The organism is Elioraea tepidiphila DSM 17972 (assembly GCF_000378465.1).
Classification (GTDB): Bacteria; Pseudomonadota; Alphaproteobacteria; order Acetobacterales; family Acetobacteraceae; genus Elioraea; species Elioraea tepidiphila.
Genome location: NZ_KB899919.1, coordinates 1 through 16,354 on the forward strand (window position 1 = coordinate 1; position 16,354 = coordinate 16,354).

14 protein-coding genes and 1 pseudogene are annotated in these 16,354 nt (G+C 72.3%); 12 read left to right on the top strand and 3 right to left on the bottom strand.

The window, feature by feature from the left end:
- The coding region (locus F563_RS0109130) for a transposase (RefSeq protein ID WP_019014360.1) at positions 1-254 on the top strand (254 nt) is incomplete at its 5' end.
- Between the two features lie 17 nt (positions 255-271).
- Positions 272-505, top strand: a complete 234-nt coding sequence (locus F563_RS0109135; RefSeq protein WP_019014361.1) for a hypothetical protein — start codon at positions 272-274, stop codon at positions 503-505.
- Here the strand turns inward: F563_RS0109135 and F563_RS0109140 are convergent.
- Positions 502-1,725 carry an NADP-dependent isocitrate dehydrogenase gene (locus F563_RS0109140; protein WP_019014362.1) on the bottom strand — a complete coding sequence of 408 codons (1,224 nt, stop codon included), beginning with the start codon at positions 1,723-1,725 and terminating at the stop codon, positions 502-504. The genes F563_RS0109135 and F563_RS0109140 overlap by 4 nt on opposite strands.
- 272 nt (positions 1,726-1,997) lie before the next feature.
- Between F563_RS0109140 and F563_RS23895 the strand changes: the two genes are divergently transcribed.
- From F563_RS23895 to F563_RS0109185, 9 genes and pseudogenes are all read left to right on the top strand, one after another.
- Positions 1,998-4,943, top strand: coding sequence for a PAS-domain containing protein (locus F563_RS23895; RefSeq protein ID WP_019014363.1), 2,946 nt, complete (start codon positions 1,998-2,000; stop codon positions 4,941-4,943).
- Between the two features lie 58 nt (positions 4,944-5,001).
- Positions 5,002-5,967 (top strand): annotated as a pseudogene (locus F563_RS22120) (IS481 family transposase).
- Between the two features lie 281 nt (positions 5,968-6,248).
- A complete protein-coding gene (locus F563_RS0109155) occupies positions 6,249-7,136 on the top strand; it encodes a cation diffusion facilitator family transporter (RefSeq protein ID WP_019014367.1) in 888 nt (295 codons plus the stop codon).
- The gene (locus tag F563_RS25845; RefSeq protein WP_019014368.1) at positions 7,133-7,693 is read left to right on the top strand and encodes a sugar O-acetyltransferase; all 561 of its coding nucleotides are present in this window, start codon (positions 7,133-7,135) and stop codon (positions 7,691-7,693) included. The genes F563_RS0109155 and F563_RS25845 overlap by 4 nt, the downstream gene beginning before the upstream one ends.
- Complete coding sequence (locus F563_RS0109165; protein ID WP_026299455.1) at positions 7,687-8,463, top strand: ABC transporter substrate-binding protein; 777 nt, start codon at positions 7,687-7,689, stop codon at positions 8,461-8,463. Before F563_RS25845 ends, F563_RS0109165 begins: the two co-directional genes overlap by 7 nt.
- Positions 8,460-9,392 carry a FecCD family ABC transporter permease gene (locus F563_RS0109170; protein WP_019014370.1) on the top strand — a complete coding sequence of 311 codons (933 nt, stop codon included), beginning with the start codon at positions 8,460-8,462 and terminating at the stop codon, positions 9,390-9,392. The genes F563_RS0109165 and F563_RS0109170 overlap by 4 nt, the downstream gene beginning before the upstream one ends.
- Positions 9,389-10,111 carry an ABC transporter ATP-binding protein gene (locus F563_RS0109175; RefSeq protein ID WP_019014371.1) on the top strand — a complete coding sequence of 241 codons (723 nt, stop codon included), beginning with the start codon at positions 9,389-9,391 and terminating at the stop codon, positions 10,109-10,111. Before F563_RS0109170 ends, F563_RS0109175 begins: the two co-directional genes overlap by 4 nt.
- On the top strand, positions 10,108-10,803 hold the full coding sequence (locus F563_RS23900) for an energy transducer TonB (protein WP_019014372.1): 696 nt from the start codon (positions 10,108-10,110) through the stop codon (positions 10,801-10,803). The genes F563_RS0109175 and F563_RS23900 overlap by 4 nt, the downstream gene beginning before the upstream one ends.
- Positions 10,804-10,888: 85 nt before the next feature.
- Positions 10,889-11,479: a cob(I)yrinic acid a,c-diamide adenosyltransferase gene (locus F563_RS0109185; RefSeq protein ID WP_019014373.1), complete on the top strand. Its 591-nt coding sequence runs from the start codon at positions 10,889-10,891 to the stop codon at positions 11,477-11,479.
- Here the strand turns inward: F563_RS0109185 and F563_RS22130 are convergent, their stop codons facing one another.
- A complete protein-coding gene (locus tag F563_RS22130) occupies positions 11,480-13,765 on the bottom strand; it encodes a fused MFS/spermidine synthase (RefSeq protein ID WP_019014374.1) in 2,286 nt (761 codons plus the stop codon).
- Positions 13,766-13,874: 109 nt separating this feature from the next.
- On the opposite strand from F563_RS22130, the gene F563_RS0109195 reads away from it, so the two are divergent.
- Entirely contained in the window at positions 13,875-14,792 is a 918-nt protein-coding gene (locus F563_RS0109195; RefSeq protein ID WP_019014375.1) for a Gfo/Idh/MocA family protein, read from the top strand.
- Here the strand turns inward: F563_RS0109195 and F563_RS0109200 are convergent.
- Positions 14,773-16,350, bottom strand: coding sequence for a peptidoglycan -binding protein (locus F563_RS0109200; protein WP_019014376.1), 1,578 nt, complete (start codon positions 16,348-16,350; stop codon positions 14,773-14,775). The genes F563_RS0109195 and F563_RS0109200 overlap by 20 nt on opposite strands.
- Between the last annotated feature and the right edge of the window lie 4 nt (positions 16,351-16,354).

Genomic DNA, 16,354 nt, shown 5'->3' on the forward strand with positions numbered 1-16,354 from the left:
ATCTCGGCAGTCACAAGGGCGTCGCCGTCCGCCGCGCCATCCGCGCCACCGGCGCCCACCTGCTGTCCCTGCCGCCCTACAGCCCGGACCTGAACCCGATCGAGATGATGTTCGCCAAGCTCAAGACCCTGCTGCGAAAGGCCGACGAGCGATCCATCGCCACCGTATGGCACCGCATCGGCGCCCTGCTCGGCGAGTTCTCACCCACCGAATGCGCCAACTACTTCCGGCACGCAGGCTATGCTTCACCGTAAATGGATCAGGCTCGAGCGTGGCGGAACTCGCCCCGCCCGGGCTCGCCGGTACCCTGCTGACCGCGCAGACCTCGCTTGGCTTCGCGCTGACGCTGGCGACCATCCAGGCAATGCCCTGGCTGGTCGGTCAGCTCGGCTGGGGCGGCGGGGCCTTTGCCGTGCTGGCAATCGGCCCCGCATTCGGCTGCGTGGCGATGGCGCGGCTGCGGGCGAGCCCGATGGCCGCGCGTCTCGCCGGCGGACGGGGTTAGCCGGCTGCCATCGCCTTCTTCAGGTTGGCATCGATCGTGTCGAGGAAGGCCTGGGTGTTCAGCCAGGGCTGGTCCTTGCCGATCAGGATGGCAAGATCCTTGGTCATGTGCCCGGACTCGACCGTCTCGATGCAGACGCGCTCGAGCGTCTCGGCAAACTTGACCACATCGGGCGTGCCATCGAACCGGCCGCGATAGGCGAGTCCGCGCGTCCAGGCGAAGATCGAGGCGATCGGGTTGGTGGACGTCTCGCGGCCCTTCTGGTGCTCGCGATAGTGGCGCGTCACCGTGCCGTGGGCGGCCTCGGACTCGACGGTCTTGCCGTCGGGCGAGAGCAGCACCGAGGTCATCAGCCCGAGCGAGCCGAAGCCCTGCGCGACGATGTCGGACTGCACATCGCCGTCGTAGTTCTTGCAGGCCCAGACATAGCCGCCCTCCCACTTGAGCGCGCAGGCGACCATGTCGTCGATCAGCCGGTCCTCGTAGGTCAGGCCGGCCGCCTTGTACTTCTCGGCGAATTCGGCGTCGAAGATGCGGCGGAAGATGTCCTTGAACTCGCCGTCATAGGCCTTGAGGATCGTGTTCTTGTGGCTGAGATAGACGGGGTAGTTGCGCGCCAGGCCATAGTTGAAGCAGGCGCGCGCGAAGCCCTCGATCGACCGGCGGGTGTTGTGCATCCCCATCAGCACGCCGCCGCCTTCGGGGAAGTTCGTCACCTCGAGCGTGATCGGCTCGCCCCCGCCCGCCGGCGTCCATGTCAGCGTCGCCTTGCCGGGGCCGGGAATCTTCGTTTCGGCCGCGCGGTAGATGTCGCCATAGGCGTGGCGACCGACCACGATCGGCTTCGACCAGTGCGGCACCAGCCTGGGCACGTTCCTGCAGATGATCGGTTCGCGGAAGATCGTCCCGTCGAGGATGTTGCGGATCGTGCCGTTCGGGCTGCGGTACATCTTCTTCAGCCCGAACTCGGCCACGCGCGCCTCGTCGGGCGTGATGGTGGCGCACTTCACGGCGACGCCGTACTGCTTGGTCGCATTGGCGGCATCGACCGTGATCTGGTCGTCGGTCTCGTCGCGCTTCTGGATGCCGAGGTCGTAGTACTTCAGGTCGATGTCGAGATAGGGAAGGATCAGCTTGTCCTTGATGAAGCCCCAGATGATCCGCGTCATCTCGTCCCCGTCCATCTCGACGACGGGGTTCTTCACCTTGATCTTGGGCATTGGCTCTTCCTCGGCAACGGGGACGCGACCTGGGGGCGCCGGCTGGCCCGGCGCGGGCGGGCGGACCATAGTGAGGGCGGGCACGACGGGCAAGACGGCGGCCTGCAAGCGCCGGTTGCAGGGCAGGGCCGGGAGGGGCAGACTGGCGCAGGCAGGCCGTAACGGCCCGCGTCGTTGCCCCGCTGGCACAAGACGGCCCATGCCGTGATTCGCATCGCCCTCCGCTCGCGACCGCTGCCGGATGACCCGTGGCCTAGGGATCGGCCGGCGTCATGATTCGCTTGGATCGCCGCCTCGGCATTCCGCTTGTGGGCCTGGTCGCCGCCGTCGTGCTGTGGGCCGCCGTGATCGGTCAGATCGGCCGCGACCGCGCGCGGTCCGTGGCCGAGACCGCGGCCCGGGCCGACATCGCGACCCTCGCGCTCGAGGCCCATCTGCGCCGCGTCTTCACCGCGGTCGACGCGGAACTGGTCAGGCTGGTCCGCCGGGCGGACGGTCAAGCGTCTGCGGTCTCGCTCGCGGGGCTCGCCGCCCGGTTCCATGCGATCGATCGTTCCCTGACCTCCGTCGCCGTCATCGACCCCGACGGGCGCGTGACGGTGAGCACCTTGGGACCGCTGCCGGGCTTCGTGCTCGCCGATGACCGTGATTACCTTCAGGGCAACCTCGCCTTCGACCCGGCACGGCCGATCCTCGGCAGGCCGACCATGGAACCGGTGTCGGGGCGGACGGCGCTGACGCTGTCGCGACGGATCAGCCGTCCGGGCGGCGGCTTCGGCGGCGTGGTGGTGGCCTTCCTCGACCCGGCCACCCTCGCGCGCGGCGAGTGGGTGGACGCGCTGGGCCCCGACGCGGTCGCCGCTCTGGTCAGCACCGACGCGGTGGTGCTGGCCCAGAGCGGCGGAACCCTGCCGGCCCCGGGCCAGGCGCTGTCGGATCCGCTCGTGGTCGCGGCCCTGCGCGGCGCCGCATCCGGCACGATCATGCTGAGCGAGACGGCCGATCGGATGCCCGGCCTGGTCGCCTTCCGCCATCTGCCTGACCTGCCGGGCGCGGCCGTGATCGGCGTTGCCAGCGCGACCATGGCGCGGAGCGCCGATGCGAGCGTCTGGCGAACCCTGCTCGGGGCATCGGCCGTCACCCTCGCGCTCGCGGCGCTGATTGCGGCGCTCGCTATCGAAGCGCGCCGGCGCGTCCGCCGGGAGGCGGAACTCGACGCGGACCGGGTCGCACTCGAGGCCGCAAATCGCGCGATCGCCCGAGCCAAACGGCAGGCCGACGAGAAGTCGGCTCTGCTCGAAACGACACTGGCCAATCTCTCCGACGGCGTCACCGTGTTCGATGCCAATTATCGCCTGGTCACCTGGAACGACCGGCTTGAGGATCTGCTCGGGCTGCCGCCGGAGGTGCTGTACGAAGGCGCGCCCTATGAAGGAATCATCCGCGCCCAGGCGCGCGGCGGGGAGTTCGGCTCCGTCGATGTCGAAACGGAGGTGCGCCGCCGCCTCGACGTCGTGCGGTCGGGGCGGTTCGGCGTGTACGAGCGCACCCGCCCGGACGGACGGGTGATCGAGTTCAAGCGCACGGGCCTGCCTGGCGGCGGGTTCGTCACGATCTACACTGACGTGACACCGCGCCGACGGGCGGAGGAGCAGATGCGCCGGGCCCGCGAGATGGCCGAGGCCGCCTCCGCCGCCAAGTCGAGCTTCGTCGCCGTGGTGAGCCACGAGATCCGCACGCCCATGAACGCCGTGATCGGCACGCTGGGCCTGCTCGCCGAGACCGAGCTCGACGACGAGCAGCGCCGCTACGTCGAGACCGCGCATGAGAGCGCCGAACACCTGCTCGCCATCATCAACGACATCCTCGACCTGTCGAAGATCGAAGCCGGCAGATTGGCGCTGGAGACGACGGATTTCGCGCTCGCCCCATTGCTCGCCGGCGCGGTCGACCTGTTCCGGCCCTCGGCGCAGGCGCATGGCGCGACCATCCGGCTGGAGATCGGCGAGGGGGTGCCGCCGTATGTGCGCGGCGATGCGGGGCGGCTCCGTCAGATCCTGCTGAACCTGGTCTCGAACGCCGTCAAGTTCTCCCAGGGCGGCGACATTGTCGTCTCCGCGGACGCGGTGCCGGCAGTCGGCGTCGGCCTCTCGCCGCGGATCCGCTTCGCGGTCGCGGATCGCGGCCCGGGCATTCCCGAGGGCGAACGGGCGCGGCTGTTCCAGCCCTTCTCGCAGCTCGAGCCGCCCGACGCCCGGCGGACCGGCGGCACCGGCCTCGGGCTCGCGATCTGCCGTCGCCTCGTCGAACTGCTCGGCGGCACGATCGGCGTCGAGGATCGCGCCGGCGGCGGATCCGTCTTCCGCTTCACCCTGCCGCTCGCGCCGGCGGAGCGTATCCCCGAACCGGCGCCGGAACCGGCCCCGCCGACACGCCGTCCACGCCGGGCGCGCGTGCTGCTGGCGGAAGACAGCCCGGCCAACCAGCTCGTCGCCGCGACCTGGCTCCGCAAGGACGGACACCACGTCGATATCGTCGCGAACGGGCTCGAGGCCGTGGAGGCTGTCGGAGCGCGACCCTACGACATCGTGTTCATGGACATGTTCATGCCCGAGATGGACGGCATGGCCGCGACCGCGGCGATCCGGCGCCTGCCGCCGCCCGCGGGCACGGTGCCCATCGTGGCGCTGACCGCGAATGTGATGGCGGGCGACCGGGAACGTTTCATCGCCGCGGGGATGAACGGCGTGCTCGCCAAACCGGTGACGGGTCGGATCCTGGCCGATGCGCTGCTGCGCCATCTCCGCGCGGCGGACGATGGGGAGGGCGCCCCGGACGGCTCCACCAAACCCGCGACACCCCCGCCGCCCGTCCTCGACACCGAGCACCTGGCGCGCCTCGGCCGTGGGCTCACCGCCGACACGCTCGCGTCGCTGATCCGGACCTGCATCGAGGATGTGCGCGCGCGCACCGAGGCGATCGGCGAGGCGGCGGCCACGGCGGATGCGATCCGGCTCCGCCGCGAGGCGCACGCGTTGCGCGGCGGTGCGGCGAACTACGGGCTGGCCGCGCTGGCCGCGCTGGCCTCGCGGATCGAGGCGGCGGCGGCGGCGGGAAATCTCGACGAGGCGAGCCGGGTCGTGGCCGACCTTGCCAGCGCTGCCGAGGCGGCGTGCTCCGCGCTCGCGACAGGCGCCGAGCAGGCGGCGCTTGGCTAGGGTGTTTGATCTCGGGTTTGGATGGTTCAGTCTTCTCCCAGGCATGGAAGGACGCACTATGGGCCAGGTTCTTCACGGGAGCGCCCGCACGACGGAGGCGATCCGTCGAGCGATACAACATAGTCAAGCGAGCCTGAGGACGCTGGCGAAACGCTACGGGATCAATCCGAAGACCGTGGCCAAGCGGAAGAAGCGCGACACCCTCGCTGACCGCCCAACCGGTCCCAGGGAGCCGAGGTCCACCGTCCTGTCGGTGGAGGATGAAGCCATCATCGTCGCCTTCCGCCGGCATACGCTGCTGCCGCTCGATGACTGCCTCTACGCGCTACAGCCCACCATCCCGCACCTGACCCGGTCGTCCCTGCATCGCTGCCTATAGCGCCACGGTATCGGCCGGCTCCCCGATATCGAAGGTGAGAAACCCGCCAAGAAGCAGTTCAAGCCCTACCCGATCGGCTTCTTCCACATCGACATCGCCGAGCTGCAGACCGCCGAAGGCAAGCTCCACTTGTTCGTCGCGATAGACCGAACCAGCAAGTTCGCCTTGGTCCAGCTGGCGGAAAGCGCCAATCGCGTCACCGCGTCCGCCTTCCTCGAAGCCCTCGTCGCGGCCGTGCCCTACAGGATCCATACGGTGCTGACCGATAACGGCATCCAGTTCCGCTTCGCACCCCGTCATGCCAATGGGCCCACGGCCCGGTCCATGACCCACATGTTCGCCATGCACTGCCGCGACCATCGCATCGAGCATCGCTTCATTAGGATCAACCATCCCTGGACGAACGGTCAGGTCGAGCGGATGAACCGCACCATCCAGGACGCCACCGTCAGGCGCTTCCACTACGACAGCCACGATCAGCTGCGACGACACCTCGACGACTTCGTCGCCGCCTACAACTCCGGAAAACGCCTCAAGCGCCTGCGAGGCCTCACACCCTATCAATTCATCTGCAAAGCATGGGCGGATGAGCCCCACCGATTCACCCTCAACCCGCTCCACCAAATGCCGGGACTAAACACGTAGCCAAGCGCCGCCTGCTCGGCGCCTGTCGCGAGTGCGGAGCACGCCGCCTCGGCAGCGCTGCCGAGGTCGGCCACGACCCCCCACACCGGCATCGAGGGCTTGATCAACCGCATCACAATGCCGCCGCGAGGTCACTTCCCGCTACAACCGGACCGCCGGCAGCTCCCTCGGCCTCGCCACCTGCCTGGAGCCGCCCATGAATCAGATTGGTCCACCGAGCCGAGCCGCACAAAAAACGGCTGGGGACAAAGCGTGTCGCAGCGGCTGCTATAAGGCCGCCCATGACCCGTGCCACCCGACTCGCCACCGCGAGCCTCGCCATCGCCGTCGCGGTGCTGGCGCTGAAGGCGGCTGCCTGGTGGATCACCAGCTCCGTGGCGCTGCTCGCCGACGCGGTCGAGAGCATCGTCAACGTCGCCGCCTCCACGACCGCGCTCGCCGCCGTGCTCTACTCGCAGCGCCCGGCCGACGCGAACCACCCCTACGGCCACGCCAAGGCCGAGTACTTCTCGGCCGTGTTCACCGGCGCGCTGATCGTACTGGCGGCGATCTCGATCCTGCGCGAGGCCTGGTTCGCGCTGCTCAATCCGCGCGCGCCGGACCAGCCTGCGCTCGGGCTTGCGGTCAGCGCGGTCGCCACGGTGGTCAACGCCGCCTGGGCCTGGGTGCTGATCCGGCGTGGCCGTCGACTCGGCTCGCCCGCTCTGGTCGCCGACGGGCGCCATCTGGTCGCCGATGTCGTGACCTCGCTCGGCGTGATCGCCGGCGTGGGGCTTGTGGCGCTGACCGGCGAGCTCTGGCTCGACCCCGCGCTTGCCGCCGCCACCGCGGCCAATATCCTCTGGTCGGGCTGGCGGTTGATGCGCGAGAGCGTTGGCGGGCTGATGGACGAGGCGGTCGCCGCGGAATCGCTGGACAAGATCCGCACCCTGGTCTCGTCGCACGCCGAGGGAGCGATCGAGGCGCATGACCTGCGCACCCGCCAGGCCGGCCGCTTCACCTTCATCGAGTTCCATCTGGTGGTGCCCGAGGAGATGCGTGTGGGCGACGCGCACGCGATCTGCGACCGGATCGAGGCCGCGCTGAAGGCGGAACTGGAGCCGGCGGTGATCACCATCCATGTCGAGCCGCCGCACAAGGCCAAGCATCGCGGGGTGGTGGTGGTGTGACCCCGACCGGGCAGAAGGCGCGCATGCTGGCGGGCGAGCTCTATCTTGCCCATGACCCTGCGCTGGTCGCCGAGCGTCGCCGCGCCCAGCGCCTGCTCGCGCGCTTCAATGGCGCGGATCCCGACGACGACGCCGCGCGTGCCGAGGCACTCGCGGCACTGCTTGGCAGCCTGGGCGATGGCGCGATGGTCAATCCGCCGTTCCGCTGCGACTACGGTGCCCAGATCACGATCGGCGCGCGGAGCTTCCTGAACTTCGGCTGCGTGCTGCTCGACTGCGCGCGCATCGTCATCGGCGCGGAGGTGCAGATCGGCCCGGGCGTGCAGCTCTACACGGCGACCCACCCGATCGACGCCGCGACTCGGCGCGCGGGCTGGGAGGCAGCGCTCCCGATCGCGATCGACGACGGGGTGTGGCTCGGCGGCGGTGTGATCGTCTGTCCGGGCGTGTCGATCGGCGAGAACAGCGTGGTCGGGGCAGGATCGGTGGTGACGCGCAGCCTGCCGGCGAATGTGGTGGCCGCCGGGAACCCGTGCCGGGTGCTGCGCCCGTGCTGATCCGCACCGCGCTCGTGCTGCTGCTGACAGTCGGCCAAGCAGCGGCGAAGCCCGCGCGCGTGGTCTCGCTCAACCTGTGCGCCGACCAGTTCGTCGTCGCCCTGGCCGAGCGCGAGCGGATCGCGGCACTGTCGCCGCTCGCTGTCGATCCCGCGCTTTCCGCCGTCGCCGCCGAGGCCGCCGGCATCCCGCGCGTGCGCACCGTCGCGGAGGAGGTGCTGCCGCTCAACCCCGACCTCGCGATCGTCGGGCCGTGGGGCGCGGCGCGGGTCGCGGCGATGCTGGAGGCGCGCGGGGTGGCCGTGCTGCGGCTCGGGCTCGCCGAGGATTTCGATGCGATCCTGCGCCATCTGCGCAGCGTCGCCGCCGCGCTCGGCGAGACAGCGCGCGGCGAGGCGCTGGCCGCTTCCATCGCCCGCGACCTCGCCGCGATCCGCCGCCGCGCGGACGCGCCGCGCGCGCTCGTCTGGCAGGCGCGCGGCTTCGTGCCTGGGCGCGGCACCCTGCCCGATGCGGTGCTGCGCGCGGCTGGGCTCGGCAACGCCGCGCCCTTTGCGGGCTACGGCTTCGTGTCGCTGGAACGGCTACTCGCCGATCCGCCGGACCTCCTGGTGACGGCACCCGCCGCCGGCCCACCCTCGCTCTCCGAGGCGCTGCTGGAGCACCCGGCGCTGGCCCGTGCTGCGATCCCACGTGCGCGGATCGACCCGGCCTGGCTCGCCTGCGGCGGGCCCGAGACCGTGCGCGCGGCCGCAGCCCTCGCGCGATGACGGCGGCGCTGACGCTGCTCGCGGCGGGGCTTGCTGCGGTCTCGCTGCTGGTCGGCGCGGCCGGGTTCGGCGTCCCCGACCCGGTCATCCTCTGGGAGGTGCGCGCGCCGCGCACCGCGCTGGCCGTGCTGGTGGGCGGCGGGCTCGGGCTTGCGGGCGCGGTGATGCAGGGGCTGTTGCGCAACCGGCTCGCCGATCCGGGCCTGCTCGGCGTCACCGGCGGCGCGAGTCTCGGCGCGGTGCTGGCCTATTACTGGGGGCTTGCGGCCGCGGTGCCGCTGGCCCTGCCGCTTGGCGGGCTCGCCGGCGCCCTGGTCGCCGCCGCGCTGGTGTTCGCGCTCGCCGCGCGCGCGGGCACCGGGGCGGCGCTGATCCTGGCCGGCATCGCGGTCGCCGCGATCGCCTCGGCCGCGGTGGCGATGGCGCTGTCGTTCGCGCCCAACCCCTTCGCGCTGGCCGAGATCACGGTCTGGCTGCTCGGCAGCCTGGAGGACCGCTCCTGGCGCGACGCGACGCTCGCCGCCCCCGTGGTGCTCGCCGGCGCGGCGCTGCTGCTGCCGCTGGGTGCGCGGCTGGATGCGCTCGCGCTTGGCGAGGCGACGGCGGAGAGCCTCGGCGTGCCGGTCGCCTCCACCATGCGGCTCGCCGCGCTGGGGGCGGCACTCGCGGTCGGCGGCGGCACCGCGGTGGCGGGCGGGGTCGGCTTCGTCGGGCTGATCGTGCCCAACCTCGTCCGCTTCGGCGCCGGCGAGCGGCCGGGCGCGCTGCTGGCGCCATCGCTGTGGGCGGGGGCCGCGCTGGTGCTCGCCGCCGACATCGTCGTGCGGCTGGTGCCGTTGCAGCAGGAACTCCGCCTCGGTGTGCTGACCGCGCTGCTCGGCGCGCCGCTGCTGCTGCACCTCGCGCTGCGCCACGCGAGGTTCGGGTGATCGCGGCGGAGACCATTGCCGTGCGCCTCGACGGCCGCACCGTGCTGGACGGCGTGTCACTCGCGGTCGCCCCGGGCGAGCTCGTTGCGCTGGTCGGCCCGAATGGCGCCGGCAAATCGACGCTGCTGCGCGTGCTCGCCGGGCTGACACGGCCGGCCGCCGGTCGGGTGACGCTGGACGGCGTGGCGCTGAACGCGCTCGCGCCGCGCGCCCGCGCCCGCCGCATCGCCTGGCTGGAGCAGGGCGCACGCGCCGCCTGGGGCATGACCGTGCGCGAGATCGCCTTGCTCGGCCGCCTGCCGCACGGAGACGCGGCCGCGGCGCCGGTCGCCGCCGCGCTCGCCGCGGTCGGCCTCGATCGCATGGCCGACAGGCGGATCGACCGGCTCTCGGGTGGCGAGGCGAGGCGCGCCATGATCGCGCGCGTGCTCGCCACCGGCCCCGACGTGATGCTGCTCGACGAGCCCTGTGCCGACCTCGACCCTGCGCAGGGCTTCGCCGTGATGCGCCTCTTGCGCGAAGAGGCGGCAAAGGGCCGCGCCGTGGTGGTGATCCTGCACGACCTCGCCCTCGCCGCGCGCTACGCGGACAGGATGGCGCTGCTGGAGAGCGGCAGGCTCGTTGCCGACGCCGCACCCGACGCGGTCATGGCCGATGCGTTGGCCGGCCGCGTGTTCCGCGTGCGCATCGGCGAGGGCCCCACGGTGTTGCCGGCATGAGCGCGCGCCTCGCCATCGCCGTCTCGGTTTCGGGCGCACTGCACCTGGCGGTCGCGGCGGCGCTGATCACCATGCCCACGCGCCCCTTGGGCGAGCCGCCGGAGCAGGGGGTCGGCATTACCGTCGTCTTCTCCTCCGGGGGCGGAGGTGAGCAGGTCGGCGAGGCTGCGCCCGACGCCGCGCCGGCGGAGACCGAGCCGGCACTGGCCGAGGCCGCCGTGCCGGCTGCCGCACCCGAAGCGCCCGTGCCCGAGCCGCCGCCGGTCGAGAGCGCTGCCTTGCCGCTGCCGCCTCCCCCACCGCGCGCGCCCCCGCGCGCGTCGCCCGCCCCCCCGGGCACCGCGTCCGAGGCAGTGGCCGCCCCGGCCGCCGAACCCGCGTCCGCGGGTGCCATGCCGACCGCCGGTCTGCTCGATGCGGCCATGCCGGCCTCGGTCGGGCGCAGGGTCGATCCGGTGGTGCCGCGCGAGGCGCGGCTCTACCGCTGGCAGGGCACGGTGCTGCTCGCGGTCACGGTTTCGCCCGAGGGGGTGCCGTCACTGGTCGAGATCATGCGCTCGTCGGGCCACGCCCTGCTTGACCGCTCGGCGATCGAGGCAATGTGGCAGTGGCGCTTCGATCCGGCCCGCCGTGGCGGCGTGCCGGTCGAGGAGCGCGTTGCCATCCCTATCACCTTCCGCATCGTCGACTGACGCGCGCAGGGTTGACGGGTCCCATCGCAACCCGTTGCGATGGGGTCCCGGTGTGGCGGCTGCGCGCCAGGCATAGGGGAGTTCCATGGTCCGGCTGGATCGCATCACCACCCGCGGCGGCGACCGCGGCGAAACCTCGCTCGGCGACGGCACGCGCGTGCGCAAGGACGCGCTCCGGATCGAGGCGATCGGCCGGGTGGACGAGGCCAATGCCGCGATCGGGCTCTTGCGGCTCGTCACGGCCGCCGGCGAGCGCGGGTCCGACCTGGCCCAGGCGGACGCGATGCTCGATCGGATCCAGCACGACCTGTTCGATCTCGGGGCCGACCTCTGCATGCCGGTCGAGCCAGACGAGGATCCGGCGCAGCGGCTGCGCATCGTGCCGGCGCAGCTCGAACGGCTGGAGGCGGAGGTGGCGGCGATGAACGCCGATCTGCCGGCGCTGAAGTCGTTCGTGCTGCCGGGCGGCAGCGCGGCCTCGGCCTGGGCGCACCACGCCCGCACCGTTGCGCGCGCGGCCGAGCGGGCCGTGGTGGCGCTGGCAGGGGCGGAGCCCGTGAACGCGGACGCGGTGCGTTATCTCAACCGCCTCTCCGACCACCTGTTCGTGCTCGGGCGCTGGCTCAATGGCCGCGGGGCCTCGGAGGTGCTCTGGCGTCCCGGCACCAACCGCTGATCAGTGCCAGTGGCCGTCGGGCCACTCCACCGGATTGTTCAGGTAGTACTCGTCGCGCGGAAAGAGGTCGGTGTTCACCTCGCCGCGGGGCCGGGGGGTGCCGGGGGCCCAGACCACCGGCGGATCGGCGGACATGCGCGCGAACTCCGCCGGGTCGACCTGCGCGCGCGCGGCCCATTCGCGGAAGGCCGGGCTGTCGAGCCGCGCCAGCACGGCCTCGCGGTCCCACGGGATCGGCGATTTGGACCCCACCAGCACCGACAGCGGCCTGATCAGGATCGCGTGCGGGAACACGCTGACGAAGCTCTGCACCACGCGCCGGGTCGGCGCCCATTGCACGAACAGCCCGTCGGGCTTCAGGTGCTCGCGCACCAGGCGCAGGAACTCGACCGAGTAGAGCATGCCGCTGTGCGAGGTCTGGGGCAGGATCGCGTCGGCCTCGACCACGTCCCAGCGGCGGTTGGAGACGAAGATCTCGCGCCTGCCGTCGCCCACGGCGAGCTCGAAGCGCGGATCGCGTGCGAGCCAGGCCGGCGCGCTGTCCGGGTAGAGCGCGGCGTAGTCGCGGATCACGCGATACACGGGCTGGATCAGCTCGATCGCGCGCACGCTCCGTGTCTCGGGGTTCCAGCCGGCGGCATAGGGCGTGCCGCCCGAGCCCACCCCCACCACCATCACCTCGCGCGGCGCGGGGTGGATCGCCGGCCCGAGCGCGCCCAGCAGCACGTGATGCGGCCAGAACGGCACGCGGCTCTGGGTGTGGCCGGTGATGAACATCGGACCCGCCCCGTCCTTCAGCCGCAGCACGGCCACGCCGGAGCGGTCCTCGGCGACCAGCGCGCGCTGGTCGTCCGCGACCGCGTGGATGCGCGCCCACCACGCGGCGTTGCCGGGAAACAGGGCGATTGCAGCGAGCATGGCGACCGCGAGGACGAAGGCCGGGGCGTCGCGCCGGCCTTCGCGCGTCATACGCCAGAGCCACCAGCCGAGCATCGCGAGGGCGAGCCCGAGCAGCGCGGCCGCCGTGCCCGAGGTGCCGAGCAGGTGCAGCAGCACGAGGCCGCAGACCAGGCTGCCGGCCGCGTTGCCGATGATGTTGCCGAGCTGGACGATGCCGACGCGGAACCCGACCGATGCCATGTCGCGCTGCACCGCCCGCTGCACCACCGGGAAGCTCATGCCGAGCAGGAAGGCGGGCATGCCGATCAGCAGCACGGACAGAAGGGCGAGCCAGCCGAGCGCGGGCAGGGTGGCGCGGTACGAATCCATCCCCATCACCGCGGCGAAGGGCGGCCAGGGATAGAGCAGCCAGAGCGCGAGCAGGGTCGCGGCGGCGAACAGCCCGGCCCAGGCCTGCAGCAGGATGAACGCGCGGCGCACATCGGCGATCCGCTGGACCCAGCGCGCGCCATAGAGCATCCCGGCCGCGTCCGCGACGAGGAACACGCCGAGGATCAGCGGGAAGGCGTAGGCCGAACCCTGGCCGGCGATGCCGAGCACGCGCACCCACAGGATCTCCAGCGCGACGATCAGGAAGCCGGAGAGGAACACCAGCAGCGTCCAGGCCGGCAGGCCGAGCGCGCCGGGCTGCGCCGCCGGGACATCGACCGGCGCGGCGGCGGCGCTTGGCGGCGTGTCCGGCAAACGTGCGCGAACCGCGAGGGCGGCAGCCCCGGCCAGCAGGTTCAGCACCGCGCCGAGCTGGAGCGAGGCCTCGAAGCCGATCTCGCCGACGATCAGGAACCCGCCGATCAGCGTGCCGGCAGCAGCCCCCAGCGTGTTGATGCCGTAGAGCAGGCCGATCCGGTTCGCTGCCGTCTCGATCCGCGCGACCACCGCCTTTGCCAGCACGGGCAGTGACAGCCCCATCAGGAAGGTCGGCACCAGCAGGCCGGCGAAGCAGATGCCGAACACCTCCCACCGCCCGGTCAGCAGAGGCCCCAGCCGCTCCACCACCAGGTCATACAGGAACGGGCGCGACAGCAGGGCGAAGCCGGCGATCCCGGCCTCGATCAGCGCGAAGGCCAGCGCCGCCCGACGCGGCGCCAGCCGGTCGGCGACCAGCCCTGCCACCAGCGAACCGATGCCGAGGCCGAGCAGGAACGCACCCACCACCAGCGCGGCCGTCACGGCGTCGGAGCCGGCGAACAGCCCCAGCATGCGCTGCCAGATCACCTGATAAAGCAGGGCCGCGAAACCCGAGGCGAAGAACGCCCCGCCCATGACCCAGACAACGACGTGCTCGTCCGCCCGCGCGCGCACGACGCTTGCCCCCACCCCGTGCATGCGTCCCCTCTTGGCCCCCTCCCGGCCGGCATGTGATCCTGACGGCTTCATGACGGCACACCGTGTCGGAATCACGGCACCGTGAGTGCCGCGGGAGTCATCGCCGCCCATGCATGATCCGCTCCGCCTCGCCATCGTCGGCGCGGGCCATTTCGGCCGCTACCACGTGCTCAAGGCGGCGGCCGAGCCGCGCGTCGCGCTGGTCGGCATCGTCGATCCCGATGCCGGGAAGGCGGCGCGCGTCGCCGCCGAGGGCGGGGCACGGGCGCTGCCCGATCTCGACGCCGCGCTCGCCGAGGCCGAGGCGGTGATCGTCGCCGCGACCACGCGCGCGCATCACGCGCTCGGGCTGCGGGTGCTGGAGGCAGGCCGGCATCTCTTCATGGAGAAGCCGCTCGCCACCACCCTCGCCGAGGCCGACGAACTGGTGGCGCTCGCGACGGCGCGTGGGGTCGTGCTCCAGGTCGGCCATCTCGAGCGCTTCTCGGTCGCGCGCTCGGCGCTGGCCCGCAACGTGTCGCGGCCGCTGGCGATGGAGTTCGCCCGGCTGGCGCCGTTCCGCGAGCGCGGCACGGATGTCTCGGTCGTGCTCGACCTGATGATCCACGACATCGACCTCGCGCTCACGCTGGCGGAGTCGCCGGTCGCGCGTGTCGAGGCGGTCGGGCGCAAGGTACTGTCGGATCAGCTCGACTTCGCCCAGGCGCGCGTGACCTTCGCGAATGCCGCCGTTGCCAGCCTGACGGCAAGCCGCGTGAGCCCGGCGGTGGAGCGTCTCGCGCGGCTGTTCGACGCCTCGGGGTCGGTCGCGGTGGATTTCGTCGGCCGCCGCCTCGCCCGCTTCGACCATGATGGCAGGCATGAGGAGTCTTGGCAGGACACGGACCCGCTCGCCGTGCAGCTCGCCTCCTTCGTTGCCGCCGTCCGGGGCGAGGCACCGGTGATCGTCGATGGCGCGGCCGGGCGCGCGGCGCTCGCGGTGGCGCTGGCCGTCGAGGCCGCCTGTTTCAGCGATCCGTCAGCCTGAGCTCGATCCGCCGGTTGCGCGCATAGGCCTCGACCGTATCGGCCGGGTCGAGCGGCTGAAACTCGCCGAAGCCGGTGGCGGCGAGGCGGTTCTCCGGCACGCCGAGCAGCGACAGCAGCCGTACGACGTTGATCGCGCGTGCAGCCGAGAGTTCCCAGTTCGAAGCGAACCGGCCACCCGGCGCGATCGGCGTGCGATCGGCGTGGCCGTCCACGCGCAGGATCCACGGCACATCCGACGGGATGTCGCGCGCGACCTCGCGGATCACTCCGGCGAGCTGGCGCAGCTGCTCCATGCCCTCCGGCTGAAGATCGGCCGAGCCGGGCGGGAACAGCACCTCCGACTGGAAGACGAACCGGTCGCCGACCACCTGGATGCCGGGGCGATTGCCCAGCACCTCGCGCAGCCGGCCGAAGAACTCGCTGCGGTAGCGTTGGAGCTCCTCGACCCGGCTGGCGAGCGCGAGATTGAGCCGCTGACCGAGATTGGCGATCTGCGCGTCCTTGTCGCGCCCTTCGGCCTCCGCCACCTCCAGCGCCTGGCTGATGCGGCCGATCTGCGCGCGCAGCTCCTCGATCTGGCGGTTCAGCAGCGCGACCTGCGCGCGCGCCGTCTCGCCGAGCCGTCGCTCGTCGGCGAGGATCGCCTCCACGGCCCGGCGCCGCTCCTCCTCGGTGGTCGCGCGCGCGGCCGCATCCGCGGCCTGTTCCTCCAGCCGGTCGCGCAGCGCCGTCAGCGTCTCGACCTGCTGCGTCAGGCGCACGATCTCGGACAGGCGCAGCTCGATCGTCTGGCGGTCTGCCTCCACCTGCCGGTCGAGGGCGGCGATCTGTTCGCGCATGCGCGCGAGCGTCTCGCGCTCCGCCTCCAGCGCGCGGCGCGTCTCGGCGAGCAGCCGCGCGGTCTCGGCGAGATCGCGCGCCCGCTGGTCGGCGAGCTCCTGCGAGGCCGCGAGCTGCCGGCCGCGCTGTTCGGCCAGCGCCTGTGCTGCGGCAAGGTCGCGGGCGCGCTGCTCGGCGAGTGCAGCGGCCGCCGCGCCGTCGCGCGCGCGGGCGTCGGCGTCGATGCGCGCCTGGTCGGCGCGCGTCAGCGCCTCGGCAAGCTGGGATTCGAGGCGGGTGACGCGGCTCGCCGCCGCTTCCGCGCGCGCGCTGGCGTCGGCCAGCAGCGCGGCGATGCGGTCGCGGTCGGTGCGCAGCGCATCGCGCTCGGCGCCAGTGCGGTCGCGTTCGGCGGTGGCGAGGGCAAGCTGGCGCGTCAGCGCGTCGCGCGCGGAGGCCGCTGCCTGGAGGTCGGCGGAGAGGCGCGAGACCGATCGGCGCAGCTCCTCGCTGGTGCCGCGCTCGAGCGCGAGCAGGTCGGAAAGCTCGGCGATCTGGCGGTTGAGGCGGGCGAGCGCCTGGTCGCGGCCAGAGAGCGCGGCGGAGAGGAAGGCCTGGGAAAGGACGAAGACCAGCAGGACGAAGATGATGACCATCAGCAGCGTGGACAGCGCGTCCACGTAGCCGGGCCAGGGATCGAAGCCGCCGCGGCCGCGGCGCGAACTCGACGCCGCCATGGGC

Coding starts and splice junctions, on each gene's coding strand:
- F563_RS0109200 (WP_019014376.1), bottom strand. CDS start 16,350: ATGGCGGCGTCGAGTTCGCGCCGCGGCCGCGGCGGCTTCGATCCCTGG.
- F563_RS0109170 (WP_019014370.1), top strand. CDS start 8,460: ATGACGGCGGCGCTGACGCTGCTCGCGGCGGGGCTTGCTGCGGTCTCG.
- F563_RS0109155 (WP_019014367.1), top strand. CDS start 6,249: ATGACCCGTGCCACCCGACTCGCCACCGCGAGCCTCGCCATCGCCGTC.
- F563_RS0109185 (WP_019014373.1), top strand. CDS start 10,889: ATGGTCCGGCTGGATCGCATCACCACCCGCGGCGGCGACCGCGGCGAA.
- F563_RS23895 (WP_019014363.1), top strand. CDS start 1,998: ATGATTCGCTTGGATCGCCGCCTCGGCATTCCGCTTGTGGGCCTGGTC.
- F563_RS22130 (WP_019014374.1), bottom strand. CDS start 13,765: ATGCACGGGGTGGGGGCAAGCGTCGTGCGCGCGCGGGCGGACGAGCAC.
- F563_RS0109140 (WP_019014362.1), bottom strand. CDS start 1,725: ATGCCCAAGATCAAGGTGAAGAACCCCGTCGTCGAGATGGACGGGGAC.
- F563_RS23900 (WP_019014372.1), top strand. CDS start 10,108: ATGAGCGCGCGCCTCGCCATCGCCGTCTCGGTTTCGGGCGCACTGCAC.
- F563_RS0109195 (WP_019014375.1), top strand. CDS start 13,875: ATGCATGATCCGCTCCGCCTCGCCATCGTCGGCGCGGGCCATTTCGGC.